The following is an 18437-nucleotide window of genomic DNA, read 5'->3' on the forward strand; positions in this document are numbered from 1 at the left end:
TTAATCCTCGATAATGCCGAGCTCGCGCTGCAGCTTCTTGGTCAGCGAAGCCGAGACAGTTTTATAGGATCGCATGAGGTAGGTGGAGAGATCGTGCTCTGGGAACTCCGCCAGCGACGAGACAGAAACCCACTGGCGCTTGGCGAAATAGGGCGCCTGCGATATTCCGTCGATCGCTGTCAGGATGACGAAGGATTCTTCGGGGCATTTGAAGACGATGCGCTCCTGGCCGTCCTTGCCGGTGGTCAACAGCGCAAAGACCTTGCCGCCGACCTTGGCGACACGCGATTCCCATTGGTCAACGAACGTGACGCCGGGCAGCGAACCGGCGAAGGCATCGAACGCCGTTTGCTTGAAAAGTGACATGCCGCCTCCCGGGTGTTGCATTGCACAGTATCGGGAGTCTTGCTGATTTGCCGAGGTTGTTCAACAAGCAAAAGCATATGGGGAATGTGGAAGGGCGCGCCGACTTATGGTCGGCGCGCCCTCTTTTTGGTTTGGCGTCAGGAAATCTGCGCCGGTTTTTCGTTCCTCGTGGCCCACAGCGAGCCGACGACGCCGGCCGTCAGGAGGAATACGGTAATACCGAGCGACAGCGCAGGCGGGATCTTGGCGATGCCCAGCATGTCGGCAACGAAGATCTTCGAGCCGACAAAGATCAGCACCGCAGCCAGGGCATACTTGAGGTATGCAAAGCGGTTGATCATTGCGGCAAGGGCGAAATAGAGCGCCCGGAGACCAAGGATGGCGAAGATATTCGAGGTGTAGACGATGAACGTATCCGTCGTGATCGCAAAGATTGCCGGAATGGAATCGACAGCAAACACGAGGTCGGCGAGTTCCACCATGATCAGGGCGAGCAACAACGGCGTTACCCAGGTTTTCATCTTGCCGGTCGCCGGATTTGCCTCGCGAACCAGAAACTTCTCGCCGTGCAGATCCTTCGTCACCGGCAGGTGACTACGCAGGAATTTCAGAACGCGGTTGTTTTCGAGATCGTCGCTGTGACCGCTCGAAAACAGCATGCGGATGCCGGTGATCACCAGGAAGGCGGCGAAGAAATAGAGCACCCAGTGGAAGTTCTCCACGATGGCCGCGCCCGCCGCGATCATGATGCCGCGCAGCACGATGACGCCGAGGATGCCGTAGAGCAGCACGCGATGCTGGTATTGTCGGGGTATCGCGAAATACGAGAAGATCATCGCGATGATGAAGATGTTGTCCATCGCGAGCGATTTTTCGATGACAAAACCTGTCAGGTATTCGATGGCTTTTTGCTCGCCAGACTGGAACCAGATCCAGCCGCCGAAGGCGATGCCCATGGAGATGTAGAAAGCGGAAAGCAAAAGGCTCTCGCGAATACCGATTTCGCGTGAGCCTTTGTGCAGGACGCCCAGATCGAGCGCCAGAAGAGCGAGAACGACGGAAAGAAACACCGCCCACATCCATGCGGGGGTGCCCATAAGTTCAATATGGAGGAATTGCATAGTCAACCTGAACCGGACAAGGTTGGCTTGTTCATTCCGACATCACGTGACTGTCCGGGAGTCACGTCAGAGGGGCCCGGAATCCTGTTGCGAACCGCTAAGTGGGGCAGGTCACGATTCTTTTCAACCCTGACATTGACATTTTTCCGGTCGGGTCGTAGAAGCCGCTCAACTCCGGGCCAATCCAGCCCGGTGTTTGTTTTCTGTTGGCATCTGCCTCAGGAGATAGAGCATGTCCCGTGGCTTCTCCATTTGCTGATGTGAGAAACCTGTCAGAGTTGGCCGCAAGGCTTTCTCAGAGGAGGGCGTGTTTCCTTAAACAACAGCCGGTCGCAAGACGGGCATAAAAACGAAAGGAAATGCGATGAGCAAGCGCGCATCGTCTAAGTACAAAATCGACCGCCGTATGGGCGAGAACATCTGGGGCCGTCCGAAGTCGCCGGTTAACCGCCGCGAATACGGCCCGGGCCAGCACGGCCAGCGCCGCAAGGGCAAGCTTTCGGACTTCGGCGTTCAGCTGAAGGCCAAGCAGAAGCTCAAGGGCTACTACGGCGATATCTCCGAAAAGCAGTTCCGCGCCACCTACGACGAAGCAGCACGCCGCAAGGGCGACACCCCGGAAAACCTCATCGGTCTTCTGGAATCGCGTCTGGACGCCATCGTCTACCGTGCCAAGTTCGTCCCGACGATCTTCGCTGCCCGCCAGTTCGTCAACCACGGCCACGTCAAGGTCAATGGCGTCCGCGTCAACATCGGTTCCTACCGCTGCAAGGCCGGCGACGTCATCGAAGTCAAGGATAAGTCCAAGCAGCTCGCGATCGTCCTCGAGGCCGTTTCGCTCGCTGAACGCGACGTTCCTGATTATGTCGAAGCCGATCATTCCAAGATGAAGGCGACCTTCATCCGCGTTCCGACGCTTGCCGACGTGCCTTACGCCGTCGTCATGGAACCGCACCTGGTCATCGAATTCTACTCGCGTTGATCTGATCAACCCGATCCGAATTTTGAGAAAGCCGCTCGCAAGGGCGGCTTTTTTGTTGTCTACTGCGTCCAGTTTCTCGCTCCGGATGAAATGATGCTTCGCAACACCGAAAAATCCTGGGGTCTAGTCTCCTTCCTGTTCCACTGGATCATGGCAGCGCTGTTTCTCTGCCAGTTCTGGATTGGCTGGTACATGCAGGGCCTCAAGGACCTGCTGGCACAATACAATCTCTATCAGTTGCACAAGTCGTTGGGTTTCACGATTTTGGCGCTTGCTGTTCTGCGCGTAATCTGGGCGTTGGGCTCATGGCGGCCGGCCCCGCCCGCAAGCATGCCGGAGGTGGAAAAGCAGCTGTCGCGGGGATCGCATTTCCTCCTCTATCTCGCACTGTTTGTCCTGCCGCTGACCGGTTGGGCCGTCGTTTCGACCTCACCCTTGCCGATCGCCACATGGTTCTTCGGCCTGTTCGTCATCCCGTCGCTTCCGCTGGGCATTTCGTTGCACTCGGAACAGGTGTGGACGAGCATTCACGGCTTTCTCGCTTATGGTGCGATCTTCCTGGTTGCCGTCCATATTCTTGCCGCGCTGAGGCATCATTTTCATCACAGGGATGATATACTGATGAAGATGGTGAGGCCGGGCTTTGCCGGTCGCAAGGACAGCCGTATCGATAAAAACTGACAGGAGGCCCGTATGAAGCGAGTGATGCTCATTGCCGTCCTGCTTATTTGGCCGATGGTCGCTTCAGCCGATGCATTCAGCGATGCGGCGGGCCGCTATCGCGTGCTGCCGTCCTCACGCATACATTTTTCCGTCGCGCAGATGGGCGGCGCGGCCGTCGCGGGAGAATTCAAGCGCTTCAAGGGATCGTTCCAGCTGGATGGTCGGGACGTCTCGCGTTCAAAGGTCGATTTCACCCTGGAACCCGCAAGCGTCAGCGCGGTCGATCCGCGCGTGGAAGAATTCATACGTTCCGAGCCGGTTTTCAATGCGGCCAAGTATCCCGTGGTGACGTTTCGCTCCACCAGCGTAAAACGAACAGGCGATAACACCGCCAGCATCGACGGTCGCCTGACGGCAAAAGGCGTGACCAGGCCGACACGGTTTTCCGTCGCGTTCGGGGGGCGATCCGGCGGGACGCTGAAATTCCACGTCACCGGCAAGATGTCGCGGGCGTTGTTCGGTATGGATGTCGGAGCGCCGGTCTATTCGAATGTCGTGGTGCTGGATATGATGCTGGTCGGGGCCAGGCAATAGATGCGGCGTTGCCCAGGGGCTGGTCCGTCGTTTCAGGGAGAAGGCATGCGTTTCGTAATATTCTTTTTGGGGCTATTTTCCATGATAGGGCAGGGTGCCCATGCCACCGAAGTGGAGCCACCGTTGAGCAGCAACCGTGGGCCTGTACTTTGCGTCTGGAGTATTACGGTCACGCAGATCGCGGTGGCGGAAAAATGCTTCAAAGGAAAGGATCCGGAATTCGTCGATACTTTGAAATGGTCGCTCGGCAGGATGGATGCCTTCATCCTCCGTAACTCCAAGATATCTGTGATGGCACTTGAGGCGCGCAGGCGGAAGCTGAGCAACGATGTACTCAAGAACATGAAAGCCGATGCTGCCGGGGTTTGTGTGCCGGGGCAGCCTCTGCTTGTCTTCTATCCCAAGACGATTCCACCCAGGGCCGAGATCGAGGCTGCGACCAACAAGCTGCTCGAGATCAACCGGCGCCCGGAGATGAACCCCTGCATGTGACGCCCAGCCCGTCAAAAGCACCCGTGAATGCGAGATGGTGCACGGGGATCGCTTGACCCCGCAGCTTAATCCTTTATTGCCTGTCTCGACCTTATTCAGCAGGGGCGATGGCCGATGCTCACCTTAAATCCCGAAATGCCGACTGACGAAGACGATGGCGCCTTTGCCGGCGATGCCACCATGGCGGCGCTTTATGCGCATGCTCCGCAATCGGCCAACTTCAACAAGCTGAGAAAGCGGCTGATGCGCTCCATGCGCCAGGCCATCGACGATTTCGGCATGCTCAACGGCCAGAAGCGCTGGCTTGTTTGCCTATCGGGTGGCAAGGATTCGTATGGCCTGCTGGCGCTGCTGCTCGAACTCAAGTGGCGCGGCCTGTTGCCGGTCGAACTGATCGCCTGCAATCTCGATCAGGGCCAGCCGAATTTTCCCAAGCACATCCTGCCCGACTATCTCACCTCGCTCGGGGTCAAGCATCGGATCGAATATCGCGATACCTATTCGATCGTGAAGGAGAAGGTGCCTGAAGGAGCGACCTATTGCTCGCTCTGTTCACGACTTCGCCGCGGAAATCTCTATCGCATTGCCCGCGAGGAGGGCTGCGATGCGGTCGTACTCGGTCACCATCGCGAGGACATCCTCGAGACGTTCTTCATGAACTTCTTCCACGGCGGCCGGCTGGCATCGATGCCGCCGAAGCTTCTGAACGACGAGGGCGATGTGATGCTGTTGCGCCCGCTCGCTTATGCCGCCGAAGACGATCTGGCGCGCTTTGCCACTGCCATGCAGTTCCCGATCATCCCGTGTGATCTCTGCGGTTCACAGGACGGGCTTCAGCGCAATGTAATGAAGGCGATGCTGAACGATATCGAAACGCGCATGCCCGGTCGCAAGGACACGATGTTGCGCGCGCTCGGTCACGTCAATCCATCCCACCTCATGGACCCGAAGCTGTTCGATTTTGCAGCACTGACGGCTTGAGCTGTGACTATTCACACGTGACTCAATTTTTCAAACACGCCTCCCAAGCCGCTGAAAGGATTCAATGAACATGCCTAAGCTGGATATCGAAGCGCTCGCCAATCTGTTGCGGGATGCCGCCAAGGCGGAAATCCTGCCGCGCTTTCGTCGCCTGGGCGACGGCGATATCCGTATCAAGACGGAAGCTTCCGATCTGGTGACGGAAGGAGATGAGGCGGCAGAACGCTTCATCAAGGCAAGACTTGATACGGTGCTGCCCGGTGCATTGTTCGTCGGCGAGGAATCGGTTGCCCATGATCCGGCCTTGTTGCCGAAGCTGGCGGGTGCCGATCTTGCGCTGGTCATCGATCCCATCGACGGCACGTTCAATTTCGCGTCCGGCATTCCACTGTTTGCCGTCATGGCTGCCGTTGTTTCCAAGGGCGAGACGATTGCCGGCCTGATCTACGATCCGATGGGCGATGACTGGGTCATGGCGGAAAAGGGTGGCGGTGCCTGGCAGGTGCGGCCGGACGGCCATCGCACCAAGCTGAGCGTCATCGCGCCAGCGCCGCTCGCCGAGATGTACGGCATGGCCTCGACGGGCTACCTGCCCGGCGGCAAGCGTGCCACCGTGCTCGGCAACATGGCCAAGCTCCGCTTCCTGATGAACTACCGTTGCGCCGGTCACGAATATCGGACCTTCGCGTCGGGACACGTGCACTATCTCATGTACAACAAGTTGATGCCCTGGGACCATTTGCCGGGAACCCTGATCTCGCAGGAAGCCGGTGCCTACGCAGCACGCTTCGATGGCTCGGCATACCAGCCGCACCATGTTGATGGTGGGCTGGTCCTGACGCCGGACAAGGAGACCTGGGAGCTTCTCCGACGCGAGGTTTTCACTTTCTGACGGCGTATTGGGTGCTGGCGCCGAAAAGTTTGCCCTTTTCGGCGACCAGCACGCAGCCGATCGCGATCAGCGCCAGAAAGAAGAAGCCGGCGGCAACGGGCACGATCGTCCCGTCATAGGCATAGCCGATCATGGCGCCCATAAGGGCTCCACCGACCGTTTGCATGAAGCCAAACACCGAGGAAGCAGTGCCGGCAACCGCGCCGAGCGGCTCCATGGCGAGCGTCATCGTGTTCGAACCGACCAGGCCGAAGCTGAACATGATCAATGTGAACACGATCATGAAGGGTGTAAATGGCAGCATCTCCATGCTCGCCAGGGCAAGCATGACCGCGCTGAGCGTGCAAAACGTCAGCAATGCCGCATGCGCCACGCGCCGCATGCCAAGCGCGCCGACAACGCGCGAATTCAGGAACGATGACATCGCCATCATCGTCGCGACGAAACCGAAGGCGATCGGAAACGATGAACCCAATCCATAGATGTCGACATAGATCTGTTGCGCGGTGCCGATGAAGCCGAACAGGGCAGCCATCACGAACATGCTGGAAATGCCGTAGAAAAACGCGGTCCGGTTGGAAAGCACCAATCGGAACCCCTCGGCAACCACGGCGGGATGCAACGGCCGACGCTTGCCTGGATCCAGCGTTTCGTCCATCCGGAAGTAGCCCCACATGCCGATGACGATTGCCAGCGCCGCCATGAACAGGAAGATAAGCTGCCAATGGCCTGAGAAAAGCAGCAACTGGCCGACCGCCGGAGCAAAGACCGGAACGACCATGAACACCATCATGATCAGCGACATGACTTCGGCCATCGAGCGTCCCGCAAAACGGTCCCGCACCACGGATTGGGCCACGACCCGCGTCGATGCTGCGCCGATGCCTTGAACGAAGCGCAGCGCCAACAAGGTCTCGAATGTCGGGGCTATTACAGCGAACCCGGCGGCCACGATGTAGATGATCACTCCGGCAATCAGCGGCTTGCGCCGGCCGAACCGATCCGCAAGCGGGCCGAAGAACAGTTGCGCAATGCCGAAGCCGATAAGGTACGACGTGATCACAAGCTGGCGCTCGTTTTCGTGAGCCACCTGCAATGCTTCTCCCATCTTCGGAAGGGCAGGCAGCATGATATCGACGGCCAGCGCGTTGAGCGCCATGAACGCTGCCATCATGGCGATGAACTCGGGCCGGGATACTGTGCGGGGAGAAGTGGACATTGCAAAGCTCGCTGAACGCGTAATGTTTTTGCTCACGTCAGCCGGATGCCGGCGCGGGCCATGTGGTCGTCAGGCGCGGAACATGCGTCCGCGCTCGGTCCAGAAGACCGCGCACGTCGCAAGCAGTCCGCCCATCCCGAAGGCAAAAGCCAGTGGCGTCACGGTGCCGTTATAGGCCTGGCCAACAACGCCGCCGAGCACAGTGCCGATGCTGGTAGTCACGACGCCAAAGAGCGCTGCGGCAATGCCGGCGATGTGGCCGAGCGGCTCAAGCGCAATCGCGTTGAAATTACCCTGCAAGACGCCGAAAGACATCATGCAGATGGAAAGCAACGTGAATGCTACCCAGAATGGCGGTGTTCCGGCAAATGACAGTGCCAGCAGTGTCAGGCCGGAGGCGGTGAAAATGAGCAGCGCACCATGCGCGACCGGCCGCATGCCCAGTTTTCGTACGATCCGTGCGCTGAACAGGGCGGCTATCGCGACGCCTACGGACGAGCCGCCAAATGCAAGCGGAAACAGGGTGCCCAATGCATAGAGTTCGCCGTAAACCTGCTGAACCGAGACGATGTAGGCAAACAGCGATGTGAGCGTCATGGTTCCGGCGACTGCATAGCCCGCGGTAATGCGGTTGGTGCAGATTTCCTTGAACGCGCTCCACAGGCTCCCGAAGGAGAGGGACCTGCGATCCTTTTGCGCAAGCGTCTCGCTGAGCCGGGTCGTCATCCACATGAGGATAAGGCCGCCCGCGACGGCGTTGAAGATGAAGATGCTTTTCCAACCCGCCAGAAGCTCGAAGGATTGGCCGATGGTCGGCGCAACGATCGGAACGATCATGAAGGTGGTGAAGACGAACGTCAGAACGCGGCCCATGGCCTGACCGGAAAAGCAATCGCGCACCATCGCCATCGTTACGACCTGCAATGCAGCCGCGCCGGCTCCCTGCACGACGCGCATGGCAAGCAGTGACGTAAAGTCCTTGGTGAAAATGGCGGCAATCGACCCAGCGAGGTAGAGCAGCAGGCCAGTGGCCATCAAAGGCTTGCGCCCGAAGCGGTCGCTGAGCGGGCCGTAGAACAGCTGGCTAACGGCGAACGTGACGGCAAACACCAGAATGACGAGCTGACGGCTGTTTTCATCGACCACACCAAAGGCGGTTCCGATTGCGGGCAGAGCCGGCAACAGGATGTCGATCGACATGGCAGCGACGGCCGCGAGTGACGCGCACATCGCGATGAATTCGAACATCGACAAATTGGAGCGAGTGGAGGCATGGCTGCCGCCGCCCTGCAAACTGACATCGTGCATGTAATACCTGCAATTAAATAAGCTGATGCGGGTCGGGAGCACTCGCATCCAGAAAAAAAGCTGGAAAAGATACGGGCCGGAAATCCGGCCCGCCTCATTGCCTGACGTGAAGTCAAGAAGCGATCAGGCTGCCTGACCCTTGAATGCAATGCCGTTGTCGGACAGCGCCTGCTGAAGTTCGCCGGACTGGAACATCTCGGTCACGATATCGCAACCGCCGACGAATTCGCCCTTGATATAGAGCTGCGGCACGGTCGGCCAATTCGAATAATCCTTGATGCCCTGACGGAGGTCAGCATCGGCAAGCACATTGTGGCCCTTGTAGTCCACGCCGACGTAATCAAGGATCTGCACGACCTTGCCGGAGAAGCCACACTGCGGAAAGTCCGGAGTGCCCTTCATGAAGAGAACCACGTCGTTGGTCTTCACTTCATTGTCGATGAATTCATTAATGCCGCTCATTTTGTGGTCCTTTCACATGCGGGGTCAAGATCCGCAGCTTGTATCATGTGCACTAGATAGCAATCTGCCCTGAAAAATTCTAGCCGCCGAATGGCAAAACTGGAAGGGTATTTGCGAAATGGCGCCTCGGTCTGGCAGGAACATTCACTGTGTCGCGTCGCACCTTTGCTCGGTAGTCGCAGCTACCTTCAGCGTTTTGGTATCCAGTGTCTTCCTGACCGAGATCACGGAACCCAAGCCATTCGCCTGGTTTTCAGCAAAAGTCGGGCAGTCCTTCGCCGTTGCTTGCCGTTCCCTCTGCCAGAAAGACAGTCGGTTGCCGCTCAGTTCGTAGTCGTCGGCAGGCACATCCAGAACGGGTTTGCGGCTCTCGAGATCATAAACGACAAGATCCCCCTGAGGTCCGGTCGACCGTCGCAGTATCAGGAACTTGCCCGCGAGCTTGTCGAACCACAATGGATCTCCCTGTTCGCCGATAAGCAGATCCGCCTTGGAGGCATCAAAGGTGCAGCGCGCGGATTTCTTCTTGCCCTTAAGCGCGGTAACGGCGAGTCTCGATCCTGCATCCTCGTCATAAGACTGGACGGCGACATGGTATTCCTTGTTCGCATGGCATTCGACCTCGCCGGCCTGGGTAGGGCAACTGGTTCCGATTACGGCGGCGAGCGTCGAGGCTGCGAGGAGAGCAAACGGCTTAAGCATGAAATCACCTGAAAAATTGACCCAAGTCGGCGCGATGCACCACACCAGACAGAACGTGCGACAGCCGGAATTTCAAACGGCCGCTACGCAAAAAAATGTTCAACCGGAAAGGGATTCATACAAGGAGTGCGGCGCGACAAAGCGCGCGCCGTATTCGTGACTGCTTGGTACGCGTTCGATCAATCGGGTGCGGACGTCTGCAGGGCCAGGGCATGTAGCACGCCGCCCATCTTTCCCTGCAGGGCGTCATAGACCATCTTGTGCTGCTGTACGCGGTTCTTGCCGCGGAACGCCTCAGCAACGACTTCGGCGGCATAATGATCGCCATCGCCGGCCAGATCGCGGATCACGACCTTTGCGCCGGGGATGCCCTGTTTGATCATGTCTTCGATTTCGCCCGGGTTCATCGGCATGGAACTTCTCCTGCTTATTCGGTGGCGGGCAACTCGCCCGCCATGAAGTCAGGGAACCATGATTCATGTGCCTTTTGCAATTGTTCAATTGCAACGGGGCGTGCAGAACCGAGCTGGACCGAGGCCCCGCCGGTGGTGCCGATGAACGGTGCGTAGATGCCGCGCGCTTCGGCAAGCCGCAGTACCTCATCGCGATCACCCTGCTTGACGGTCACAACGTAGCGGTTCTGATCTTCACCATAGAATACGGCCACCGGATCTGCACCTTCGAGGATGTCGATCGTCGCGCCGATGTTGGAGGCCATTGCCATTTCGGTCACGGCCAGAGCAAGTCCGCCAGACGAGCAGTCGTGCACGGCGGTGGCCAGCCCATCGCGAATGAGTTCGCGGACGAAATCGCCGACCTTACGCTCGAGCGGCAGATCAACGGCAGGCGGCGGGCCATCGGTGCGGCCGTGGATGTCGCGCATATAGACGGACTGGGCAATGTGCGTGCCCCATCCTGCCGGTGCGCCGATCAGGAAGATGGCCTCGTCTTCCTCGGCAAATCCGATCCGCGCCATGCGCTTCCAGTCGTCGATCAGGCCTACGCCGCCGATTGTGGGGGTCGGCATGATCGCCTGGCCGTTGGTTTCGTTGTAGAGCGATACGTTGCCCGAAACGATCGGGAAATCGAGCGCCGTGCAGGCTTCGCCGATGCCCTTGATGGCATGCACGAGCTGGCTCATGATTTCAGGCTTTTCAGGATTGCCGAAATTGAGATTGTCGGTGGCCGCCAGCGGCAGAGCGCCGGTGGCCGTCAGGTTGCGCCAGCACTCGGCGACCGCCTGCTTGCCGCCTTCGAACGCATCGGCCTCGACATATCGGGGCGTGACGTCGGACGAAAATGCCAGCGCCTTGGTCTTGTGGCCCTCGACACGCACCACGCCGGCGTCGCCACCGGGAAGCTGCAGCGAGTTGCCCTGGATCAGCGTGTCATACTGCTCGTAGACCCAGCGGCGCGAAGAATTGTTGGCCGAGCCGACGAGCTTGATCAGCGCATCGGCGACATCGGCCTGCGGCACGTCGTTTGCAGCCAGCGGCGCCGGCTTGACGGCCGGCGTCCAGGGACGGTCATACTCCGGCGCCTGATCGCCGAGATCCTTGATCGGCAGATCGGCGACCTGGATGCCCTGATGCAGGACGCGGAAGCGCAGGTCATCGGTCGTCTTGCCGACGATGGCGAAGTCGAGGCCCCACTTAACGAAGATCGCCTTGGCGACCTCTTCCTTGGCGGGTTCGAGCACCATGAGCATGCGCTCCTGGCTTTCCGACAGCATCATCTCGTAAGCGCTCATCTGCACTTCGCGCACGGGCACCTGGTCGAGATTGAGTTCGATGCCGAGATCGCCCTTGGCGCCCATTTCGACCGCCGAGCAGGTGAGGCCGGCAGCACCCATGTCCTGGATGGCGATGACCGCGCCGGTCGTCATCAGTTCGAGGCAGGCTTCCAGCAGGCACTTTTCGGTGAATGGGTCGCCGACCTGTACGGTCGGGCGTTTCTCCTCGATGGACTCGTCGAACTCCGCCGATGCCATGGTCGCGCCGCCGACGCCGTCGCGACCGGTTTTTGCGCCGAGATAGACGACAGGCAGGCCGACGCCCTTGGCTTCGGAGAGGAAGATGGCATTGGACTTGGCAAGTCCTGCAGCAAACGCATTGACGAGGATGTTGCCGTTGTAGCGCGCATCGAATTCGACTTCGCCGCCGACGGTCGGCACACCGAACGAATTGCCGTAACCGCCAACGCCGGCAACGACACCCGATACGAGGTGGCGTGTCTTGGGATGGTCCGGAGCACCGAAACGCAGGGCGTTCATGGCAGCAACAGGGCGCGCGCCCATGGTGAACACGTCACGAAGAATACCGCCGACGCCGGTGGCAGCACCCTGATAGGGTTCGATATAGGAGGGGTGGTTGTGGCTTTCCATCTTGAAAACCACGCAATCGCCGTCATCGATATCGACCACGCCGGCATTCTCGCCCGGGCCCTGGATGACGCGCGGACCCTTGGTCGGCAGCGTCTTCAGCCACTTCTTGGAAGACTTGTACGAGCAGTGCTCGTTCCACATCGCCGAGAAGATGCCGAGCTCGGTGAATGTCGGTTCGCGCCCGATCAGCGACAGGATGCGATCATATTCGTCCGGCTTCAGGCCGTGGCTGGCGATCAGGTCCGGGGTGATGGGGCGGTCGTTGGAAACGGTCATCTGGATCTCAAGCTCGTTGGGAGGCGCTGTCCGCCTGCCTATAAACCATGAAGTACTTAAGCGCGACAGGAAAATGACCGGATTAACAGGGCGGGCGGACAAACTGCCGGCGTCAAGGTTTTGCCTGCCGCTGGTGCCATGTCACCAGGGCTTGAGGCCCAGTAGCTTCTCACCGAGTGGTGACAAATCTGCCGTCCGGGCGTTCTTCTTCTCCCATTCGCGAGGATCGCCCGGAAAGGCATCGCGTTGTGGATGATCGAGTTCCCGCCACAGGCGGATCCGTTCCAGCCGCTCGGCTTCATTGTCCCATTCGGCCGGATGCATGGAGATGTACTGCGCCATCCGTACGCGATTTTCAGAATGATTTGGCCGAACGCCATGTGCGAGCAGGCTGTTGAACACCAGCAGATCGCCGGGCTCCATCTCGATGTTTACTGCAGAGAAACCCGTCATGTCGGGGTGCATGGGGTCGCGGTCGACAGGCTGGGTCTTTTCCCATTCGTCGAAATTGTAGAAGAGTTCGGGCACGCACTGAAAACCGCCGACATCGCCATCCTGCTTCTTCAAGCTGAGTACAGCCTGGACACCGATGGGAAGCGGCCGGATCGACGTATCGACGTCCCAGTGGATGAAGCCGTTCGGGTTACCCTTCACCTTCTTTGGCGGATTGAGGTTGGCGCGATCAATCGTCACCCACAGGTCTTCTCGATCCCATATGTCGACAAACACGTCGTAGACCCGCTGCTGCTGTCTGTTGTCCCAGAGATACTGGTGATTATAGATCTCAAGCATGCCTGTGTTGTTGAGTTCCTTCATCTTGTGCTCGCGTCGCTGCGGCGCATACCAGGTGGAGGGCACGTTGGGGTCCTTTTCATCGAACTGCCAGAGCAGGTTGACCAGCCGCTCAATATTGGCCGACGGAACCACCTGCCGAACGACAACGTAGCCCCTCGTGATCCAGTGCTGCCAATCCTGGGTCGAAAGAACCCGGAGCGGAAGCTTCTTTTCGATGTCCTTCAACTGAACGTCGATGCCCCTCGTTGTCGGATGGCTGTCGCGGGTCGCTGTCGGCTGGATGTTCATGAGGCTTCCTCCCTGTTCGCTCTGCCACCCATCATGCAGGATTCTAGATGGCCATGTTGTCAAGAAATGGCAAGTTCTGATACTATTCTGGCGAAGCAGTTTCATAGAACGACAGGAAGACGACCTTTTTTGAAACCTTTTTTTGAAAAGCCCGTGATTGCCGAGGGCCAGTCGTCCGCTTTGTTGAACCGGCGGCTGGATGATGGGATTCCGTTTCAATGGCATTTCCATCGTGAGTTCGAACTCACCCTGACGCTCAACAGTGAAGGCCGGCGCTTCATTGGTGATCACATCGGAACCTATGGCGATGGCGATCTGGTCCTACTCGGACCAAACCTGCCGCACACCTGGGCGTCTGACCTGAAGCAAGACGAAAGCGGGCCGCATGTGGCGCTGGTCATATGGTTCACATCCGAGTGGCTCTCGGGCCTTGTCCAGACAATGCCCGAACTTTCCCGACTGAAGGATTTGGCATCGCGGGCAGGGCGGGGAATTCAGTTCTCGCAGCATATGGGCGAAAGGGTCCGGCCGCTGATCGAGGCAATGACCGAGCAATCGCCTTCACAACGGTTGTTGGGATTGCTTGAAGCACTCCTGCTGCTGTCTGAGGATGGTGCGTCAGTGGCGCTTGCCAGTCCGGATCGCCGCCAACAGGTATTTGCCGAAGGCGATCGTCCGCGCATCGAGCGTGTCCTGGATCATCTGCACGGGCATTATAGCGAGAGACTGACGGTGTCGGATCTTGCCAGAACGGCGCATTTGAGCGAATCGGGGCTGCACCGGTTGTTTCGACGGCACACCATGATGACCGTATCCGAGTACATCTCCCAGCTTCGGGTGGGCAGGGCCTGCCAGTTGCTGATCGCCACACAACAGCCGATCGCATTGGTCGCCACCGATGTCGGCTACGACAATCTTTCCAATTTCAACAAGCAGTTCAAGGCGCTGAAGGGAACCACGCCGCGTGCGTTCAGGAATACGTTCGCACGCTAGGGGCTTCCACTGATCTTAGCAGCCGTTGCCGCCTCGTACCCAATGGTAGACGTCCTTGTGGACGCGAGCCGAGATGGCGCCATCACCCATCAACGGTCCGAACGCGCTCATCTTTGCCGGGTTGCCGGTCGCCTGCACGACGAGCAATGGCCGGCTTTCCGGGGCGTGCTTCTTGACCAGAAGGATACGCGGTGTGCCGGAGAAGGAATTGAGTTCCGGCGCCAGTTTGTAGGCGGCAAACATCGGATCCTTGGATTTGAACCAGCAGCGGTTGGCACCAAGTGCCACCCGTTCCATCACAGGCAGCGCGCCGATCGAAACCGATGGCGCAGGCTTCTTGCTCGATGAACATGCCGCAAGCAGAGCGAGCGCCGAAAGGGCAGCGGCGGAAACGATAAGGCGCATGAATACACTCCGGCAATCGGTCAGATCAGCAGCTTCTAGCGGGTAAACCTTAAGCGGCGATGACTTCGAGCGCCGATGCGAAGATGCCTTTGCCGTCACTGCCGCCATGTGCGGCTTCGATCAGGTTTTCCGGATGCGGCATCATGCCCAGCACATTGCCCCGCGCACTGATGACGCCGGCGATGTCGTTCATCGATCCGTTGGGATTAGTGTCCTTGGTGTAGCGGAACACCACCTGGCCTTCGCCTTCGATCTTCGCGAGCGTTTCAGCATCGGCGAAATAGTTGCCGTCGTGATGGGCGACGGGGCAACGGATGATCTGCCCCTTGTCATAGGCACGCGTAAAATCGGTGTCGTTGTTGGCGACTTCAAGCTTGATCTCGCGGCAAACGAATTTCAGCGAGGCATTGCGCATCAACGCGCCTGGCAGCATGCCGGCTTCGAGCAGGATCTGGAAGCCATTGCAGACGCCCATGACCTTGACGCCCTTGTCGGCCTTTTCACGGATCGCCTGCATCACCGGCATGCGTGCGGCGATCGCCCCGCAGCGCAAATAGTCGCCATAGGAAAATCCGCCGGGAATGACGATGAGGTCAACATCGTCGGGGATCGAGGTTTCGGTCTGCCAGACGGTGATTGGCGCCTTGCCGGAGATCTTGGTCAGCGCTGCGATCATGTCGCGGTCACGATTGAGGCCGGGGAGCTGGACGACAGCGGATTTCATGTTTCGATCTCCGATAGGGGCGCCAAAAATTCTGGCAGGACTTTTGCGGTGTGCCATACGCCATTGTCGGCGCCAAGAAAAGCATAACCTTGCGAAGCCATCCGCGCGGTGTCGACCCTCAACAGGATATGTGAACCCCTTCGCGGGTTGACGCCAGCCTCGCCAGCGGCAAGGTCATGCCACAGCTGCTTGGATCGAGCGGAGCTTGACCCCGTTCAGACAGCTCCCTCAACTCCAGCCGGTTTTCGATGTGGTCGAGACGTTGATCCGACCGGTCCAGCCGGTTGTAGATATTATGAATATCCATCTGGATCGACACCATCGTGCCGCGAATGTTGATCATTTCTGTTTTGAGACCAGAAATATCGAATTTCACAGCCGAGATATCGCTCTGAATTCGCTTCAGCATTTCATGGATCAAATCACCATCAACCGCCGCCATGCTCCAACCTCAACCATCAGGAGAGAGCGATAGTGTAATTCTCGATTACCGTGTTGGCCAGAAGTTTCTCGCACATGGACTTGACGTCCGCTTCGGCCTTGGCCTTGTCGTCATGATCGATCACCAGATCGAAAACCTTGCCCTGGCGAACGCCGCCGACACCGGAGAAATCGAGCGCCGAAAGCGCGCCCTCGATTGCCTTGCCCTGCGGATCCAGAACGCCATTCTTCAGCGTTACGACTACACGCGCCTTGATCATGTCTAACCTCTAAACGTCTTCTTGGTCTCTTGCGGGGAGGGCGTTTTCGTCAATCTGTCTTGACGAGAACCGGGCCCGTGCCGCGGATCGGTTCGTTCTCGTTGATGATGCCGAGCCGGCGGGCAACTTCCTGGTAGGCTTCGATGAGCCCGCCGAGGTCCTTGCGGAAGCGGTCCTTGTCGAGCCGTTCGCGGGTCTCGATGTCCCAGAGCCGGCAGGAGTCCGGGGAAATCTCGTCGGCAAGGATGATGCGCATCATGTCGCCTTCATAAAGACGGCCGCATTCGATCTTGAAATCGACGAGCTGTATGCCGACGCCGAGGAACAGGCCGGTCAGAAAGTCGTTGATGCGGATGGCAAGCGCCATGACGTCGTCGAGTTCCTGCGGGCTTGCCCATCCGAAGGCGGTGATGTGCTCCTCGGAGACCATCGGGTCATCGAGCGCGTCGGACTTGTAGTAGAATTCGATGATCGAGCGCGGCAGAACAAGCCCTTCCTCGATACCGAGGCGGGTCGCAAGTTCTCCGGCGGCGACATTGCGCACCACGATTTCGAGCGGGATCATCTCGACTTCACGGATCAACTGTTCGCGCATGTTGAGGCGGCGGATGAAATGCGTCGGAATGCCGATGCGATTCAGATGGGTAAAGACGAACTCCGAAATCCGGTTGTTGATGACGCCCTTGCCATCGATGATTTCGTGTTTTTTCTTGTTGAAGGCGGTTGTATCGTCTTTGAAAAACTGCACCAGCGTACCCGGTTCCGGACCTTCATAAAGGATCTTTCCCTTGCCTTCATAAATCCGGCGGCGGCGGTTGTTCATGTTTTTCTCTTTTTGTTGGCGGCGAGACTCACGTTTCCATGCCGCCGCATGATACTCTTTTATGCGCTCATTAACTGAAAAGATCGACCACCACAATGACGGATCATCCTGATCCCCTGAATTCGAGCGGTTTGGTCACGATCCTGTCATGCGAAGAAACATCGATTGCACTTTGCGCGGGCTTTTGGTTTATGGGCATCGACAATTCAGTACGTAGTCCTAGATTCTCGGGAGACAAGCCTATGTCGGGTCTGACAGATCGCGAAAAAGCATTTGAAAACAAGTATGCGCATGACCAGGATAAGAAATTCCGGATCATTGCGCGTCGCAACAAGCTGCTGGGCCTGTGGGCAAGCGCTCTGCTCGGCAAGACCGACGCCGATGCTTACGCGAAAGAAGTCATCGCCGCTGATTTCGAGGAAGCCGGTGATGAGGATGTCATCCGCAAGGTTGCTGGCGACCTGAGCGCCGCGGGTCTTCCGCAGGGTGCCGACGATGTTCGCGCCAAACTGGCGGAACTTCTGCCTGTTGCTGCTGAGCAGATCGAAAACAGCTAATTCGGGACACAGATCCGAATTACAAAGCCGCCTTTCGGGGCGGCTTTTTTGTGCCTTAAAGTCCGCGTCTCACGCTTTCAGGCGCGAAAGGAACTGTGCGAACACCATCGTTCCTTCGGGCCAGGGGCCGTGTCCCGATTCTGTGTTGATGTGTCCGGAATTGCCGGCATCTACCAGCAGCGAGCCCCAGGCGTTGGCGATGTCGCCCGCGTGTTCATAGGTGCCGTACGGGTCGTTGCGGCTCGCCACCAGCATCGATGGAAACGGCAACGGTTCGCGCGGATAGGGGCCGAACGTTTTCAGGTGCAACGGCCGGAGGTCGGGGTGGACAAGGTCGGGTGGAGCGACAAGGAATGCCCCCGCGATCTTTTCCTTGCACTCCGGCAAGGCGTGAATGGCTGCCCCGATACCGAGGGAGTGGGCGACAAGCACCACCGGCTTTTCAGCCGCCTTTACAGTCTCGGCAATCCGGCTTACCCAGCTTTCACGATCGGGCATGTCCCACGAATGCTGTTCGATGCGGCGCGCCGAGGCCAGCCGGGACTGCCAGCGGGTCTGCCAATGATCTGGACCCGAATTGCCGTATCCAGGCACGATCAGTATTTCTGCTTCTGATGCTTTCATGCGGTTCAAATGCGATCGGTGCGGCCTGATGTCAAGCTTTGCGGCAAAATCTGGGGCTGGTGGACGATCAGGTTTCGGCTGCCGAT

23 protein-coding genes are annotated in these 18437 nt (G+C 58.4%); 8 read left to right on the forward strand and 15 right to left on the reverse strand.

The features are described 5' to 3' along the window. Together JJB09_RS05075 and JJB09_RS05080 are read right to left on the reverse strand one after the other, a co-directional pair. Nucleotides 1–366: an MmcQ/YjbR family DNA-binding protein gene (locus JJB09_RS05075; protein WP_201654031.1), complete on the reverse strand. Its 366-nt coding sequence runs from the start codon at nucleotides 364–366 to the stop codon at nucleotides 1–3. Nucleotides 367–503: 137 nt separating this feature from the next. Continuing rightward, nucleotides 504–1487, reverse strand: coding sequence for a TerC family protein (locus tag JJB09_RS05080; protein ID WP_201654034.1), 984 nt, complete (start codon nucleotides 1485–1487; stop codon nucleotides 504–506). A gap of 364 nt (nucleotides 1488–1851) precedes the next feature. Here JJB09_RS05080 and rpsD point away from each other — a divergent pair, with 364 nt between their 5' ends. The 6 genes from rpsD to JJB09_RS05110 all read left to right on the forward strand — a co-directional run bounded on the left by rpsD (nucleotide 1852) and on the right by JJB09_RS05110 (nucleotide 6091). Further along, nucleotides 1852–2469 (forward strand): 30S ribosomal protein S4, encoded by a 618-nt coding sequence (gene rpsD, locus JJB09_RS05085; protein ID WP_201654037.1) that lies wholly within the window; start codon nucleotides 1852–1854, stop codon nucleotides 2467–2469. 93 nt (nucleotides 2470–2562) lie between these two features. Next, nucleotides 2563–3150: a cytochrome b gene (locus tag JJB09_RS05090; RefSeq protein ID WP_201654040.1), complete on the forward strand. Its 588-nt coding sequence runs from the start codon at nucleotides 2563–2565 to the stop codon at nucleotides 3148–3150. 12 nt (nucleotides 3151–3162) lie between these two features. Then, nucleotides 3163–3726 (forward strand): YceI family protein, encoded by a 564-nt coding sequence (locus tag JJB09_RS05095; protein ID WP_201654043.1) that lies wholly within the window; start codon nucleotides 3163–3165, stop codon nucleotides 3724–3726. Between the two features lie 45 nt (nucleotides 3727–3771). Beyond that, nucleotides 3772–4218, forward strand: a complete 447-nt coding sequence (locus JJB09_RS05100) for a hypothetical protein (RefSeq protein WP_201654046.1) — start codon at nucleotides 3772–3774, stop codon at nucleotides 4216–4218. Nucleotides 4219–4353: 135 nt separating this feature from the next. Then, nucleotides 4354–5199, forward strand: a complete 846-nt coding sequence (gene ttcA, locus JJB09_RS05105) for a tRNA 2-thiocytidine(32) synthetase TtcA (RefSeq protein WP_201654218.1) — start codon at nucleotides 4354–4356, stop codon at nucleotides 5197–5199. Nucleotides 5200–5269: 70 nt separating this feature from the next. After that, nucleotides 5270–6091 carry an inositol monophosphatase family protein gene (locus tag JJB09_RS05110; protein WP_201654048.1) on the forward strand — a complete coding sequence of 274 codons (822 nt, stop codon included), beginning with the start codon at nucleotides 5270–5272 and terminating at the stop codon, nucleotides 6089–6091. On the opposite strand, the gene JJB09_RS05115 is transcribed toward JJB09_RS05110, so the two are convergent. The 7 genes from JJB09_RS05115 to JJB09_RS05145 all read right to left on the reverse strand — a co-directional run bounded on the left by JJB09_RS05115 (nucleotide 6081) and on the right by JJB09_RS05145 (nucleotide 13524). Next, entirely contained in the window at nucleotides 6081–7310 is a 1230-nt protein-coding gene (locus JJB09_RS05115) for a multidrug effflux MFS transporter (protein WP_201654051.1), read from the reverse strand. The two genes, JJB09_RS05110 and JJB09_RS05115, sit on opposite strands and share 11 nt — an antisense overlap. A 69-nt stretch (nucleotides 7311–7379) precedes the next feature. After that, nucleotides 7380–8618 carry a multidrug effflux MFS transporter gene (locus JJB09_RS05120; RefSeq protein WP_201654054.1) on the reverse strand — a complete coding sequence of 413 codons (1239 nt, stop codon included), beginning with the start codon at nucleotides 8616–8618 and terminating at the stop codon, nucleotides 7380–7382. 123 nt (nucleotides 8619–8741) lie between these two features. Further along, nucleotides 8742–9080, reverse strand: a complete 339-nt coding sequence (grxD, locus tag JJB09_RS05125) for a Grx4 family monothiol glutaredoxin (RefSeq protein WP_201654057.1) — start codon at nucleotides 9078–9080, stop codon at nucleotides 8742–8744. Between the two features lie 144 nt (nucleotides 9081–9224). Further along, entirely contained in the window at nucleotides 9225–9782 is a 558-nt protein-coding gene (locus tag JJB09_RS05130) for a hypothetical protein (RefSeq protein WP_201654060.1), read from the reverse strand. A 179-nt stretch (nucleotides 9783–9961) separates the two neighbouring features. Continuing rightward, on the reverse strand, nucleotides 9962–10195 hold the full coding sequence (locus JJB09_RS05135) for a BolA/IbaG family iron-sulfur metabolism protein (protein WP_201654063.1): 234 nt from the start codon (nucleotides 10193–10195) through the stop codon (nucleotides 9962–9964). Nucleotides 10196–10209: 14 nt separating this feature from the next. Beyond that, nucleotides 10210–12441 carry a phosphoribosylformylglycinamidine synthase subunit PurL gene (gene purL / locus JJB09_RS05140; protein ID WP_201654066.1) on the reverse strand — a complete coding sequence of 744 codons (2232 nt, stop codon included), beginning with the start codon at nucleotides 12439–12441 and terminating at the stop codon, nucleotides 10210–10212. A 141-nt stretch (nucleotides 12442–12582) separates the two neighbouring features. Then, nucleotides 12583–13524 carry a phytanoyl-CoA dioxygenase family protein gene (locus JJB09_RS05145; RefSeq protein WP_201654069.1) on the reverse strand — a complete coding sequence of 314 codons (942 nt, stop codon included), beginning with the start codon at nucleotides 13522–13524 and terminating at the stop codon, nucleotides 12583–12585. A 129-nt stretch (nucleotides 13525–13653) separates the two neighbouring features. On the opposite strand from JJB09_RS05145, the gene JJB09_RS05150 reads away from it, so the two are divergent. Next, nucleotides 13654–14517, forward strand: coding sequence for a helix-turn-helix domain-containing protein (locus JJB09_RS05150; protein ID WP_246748578.1), 864 nt, complete (start codon nucleotides 13654–13656; stop codon nucleotides 14515–14517). 15 nt (nucleotides 14518–14532) lie between these two features. Here JJB09_RS05150 and JJB09_RS05155 read toward each other — a convergent pair whose 3' ends face one another. From JJB09_RS05155 to purC, 5 genes are all read right to left on the reverse strand, one after another. After that, complete coding sequence (locus JJB09_RS05155) at nucleotides 14533–14922, reverse strand: hypothetical protein (protein ID WP_201654072.1); 390 nt, start codon at nucleotides 14920–14922, stop codon at nucleotides 14533–14535. A gap of 49 nt (nucleotides 14923–14971) precedes the next feature. Next, on the reverse strand, nucleotides 14972–15646 hold the full coding sequence (gene purQ / locus JJB09_RS05160; protein WP_201654075.1) for a phosphoribosylformylglycinamidine synthase subunit PurQ: 675 nt from the start codon (nucleotides 15644–15646) through the stop codon (nucleotides 14972–14974). Between the two features lie 118 nt (nucleotides 15647–15764). Then, complete coding sequence (locus JJB09_RS05165; RefSeq protein WP_201654079.1) at nucleotides 15765–16088, reverse strand: hypothetical protein; 324 nt, start codon at nucleotides 16086–16088, stop codon at nucleotides 15765–15767. Between the two features lie 16 nt (nucleotides 16089–16104). Further along, nucleotides 16105–16347 carry a phosphoribosylformylglycinamidine synthase subunit PurS gene (gene purS, locus JJB09_RS05170; protein ID WP_201654082.1) on the reverse strand — a complete coding sequence of 81 codons (243 nt, stop codon included), beginning with the start codon at nucleotides 16345–16347 and terminating at the stop codon, nucleotides 16105–16107. Nucleotides 16348–16396: 49 nt separating this feature from the next. Beyond that, on the reverse strand, nucleotides 16397–17170 hold the full coding sequence (gene purC, locus JJB09_RS05175; RefSeq protein WP_201654085.1) for a phosphoribosylaminoimidazolesuccinocarboxamide synthase: 774 nt from the start codon (nucleotides 17168–17170) through the stop codon (nucleotides 16397–16399). A 95-nt stretch (nucleotides 17171–17265) separates the two neighbouring features. Between purC and JJB09_RS05180 the strand changes: the two genes are divergently transcribed. After that, the gene (locus tag JJB09_RS05180; protein ID WP_343228981.1) at nucleotides 17266–17727 is read left to right on the forward strand and encodes a DUF1476 domain-containing protein; all 462 of its coding nucleotides are present in this window, start codon (nucleotides 17266–17268) and stop codon (nucleotides 17725–17727) included. A 69-nt stretch (nucleotides 17728–17796) separates the two neighbouring features. On the opposite strand, the gene JJB09_RS05185 is transcribed toward JJB09_RS05180, so the two are convergent. Further along, the gene (locus tag JJB09_RS05185) at nucleotides 17797–18351 is read right to left on the reverse strand and encodes an RBBP9/YdeN family alpha/beta hydrolase (RefSeq protein WP_201654088.1); all 555 of its coding nucleotides are present in this window, start codon (nucleotides 18349–18351) and stop codon (nucleotides 17797–17799) included. Nucleotides 18352–18437: the final 86 nt, after the last annotated feature.

It is taken from the genome of Phytoamicus setariae, assembly GCF_016722925.1.
GTDB classification, from domain to species: domain Bacteria; phylum Pseudomonadota; class Alphaproteobacteria; order Rhizobiales; family Rhizobiaceae; genus Rhizobium_E; species Rhizobium_E setariae.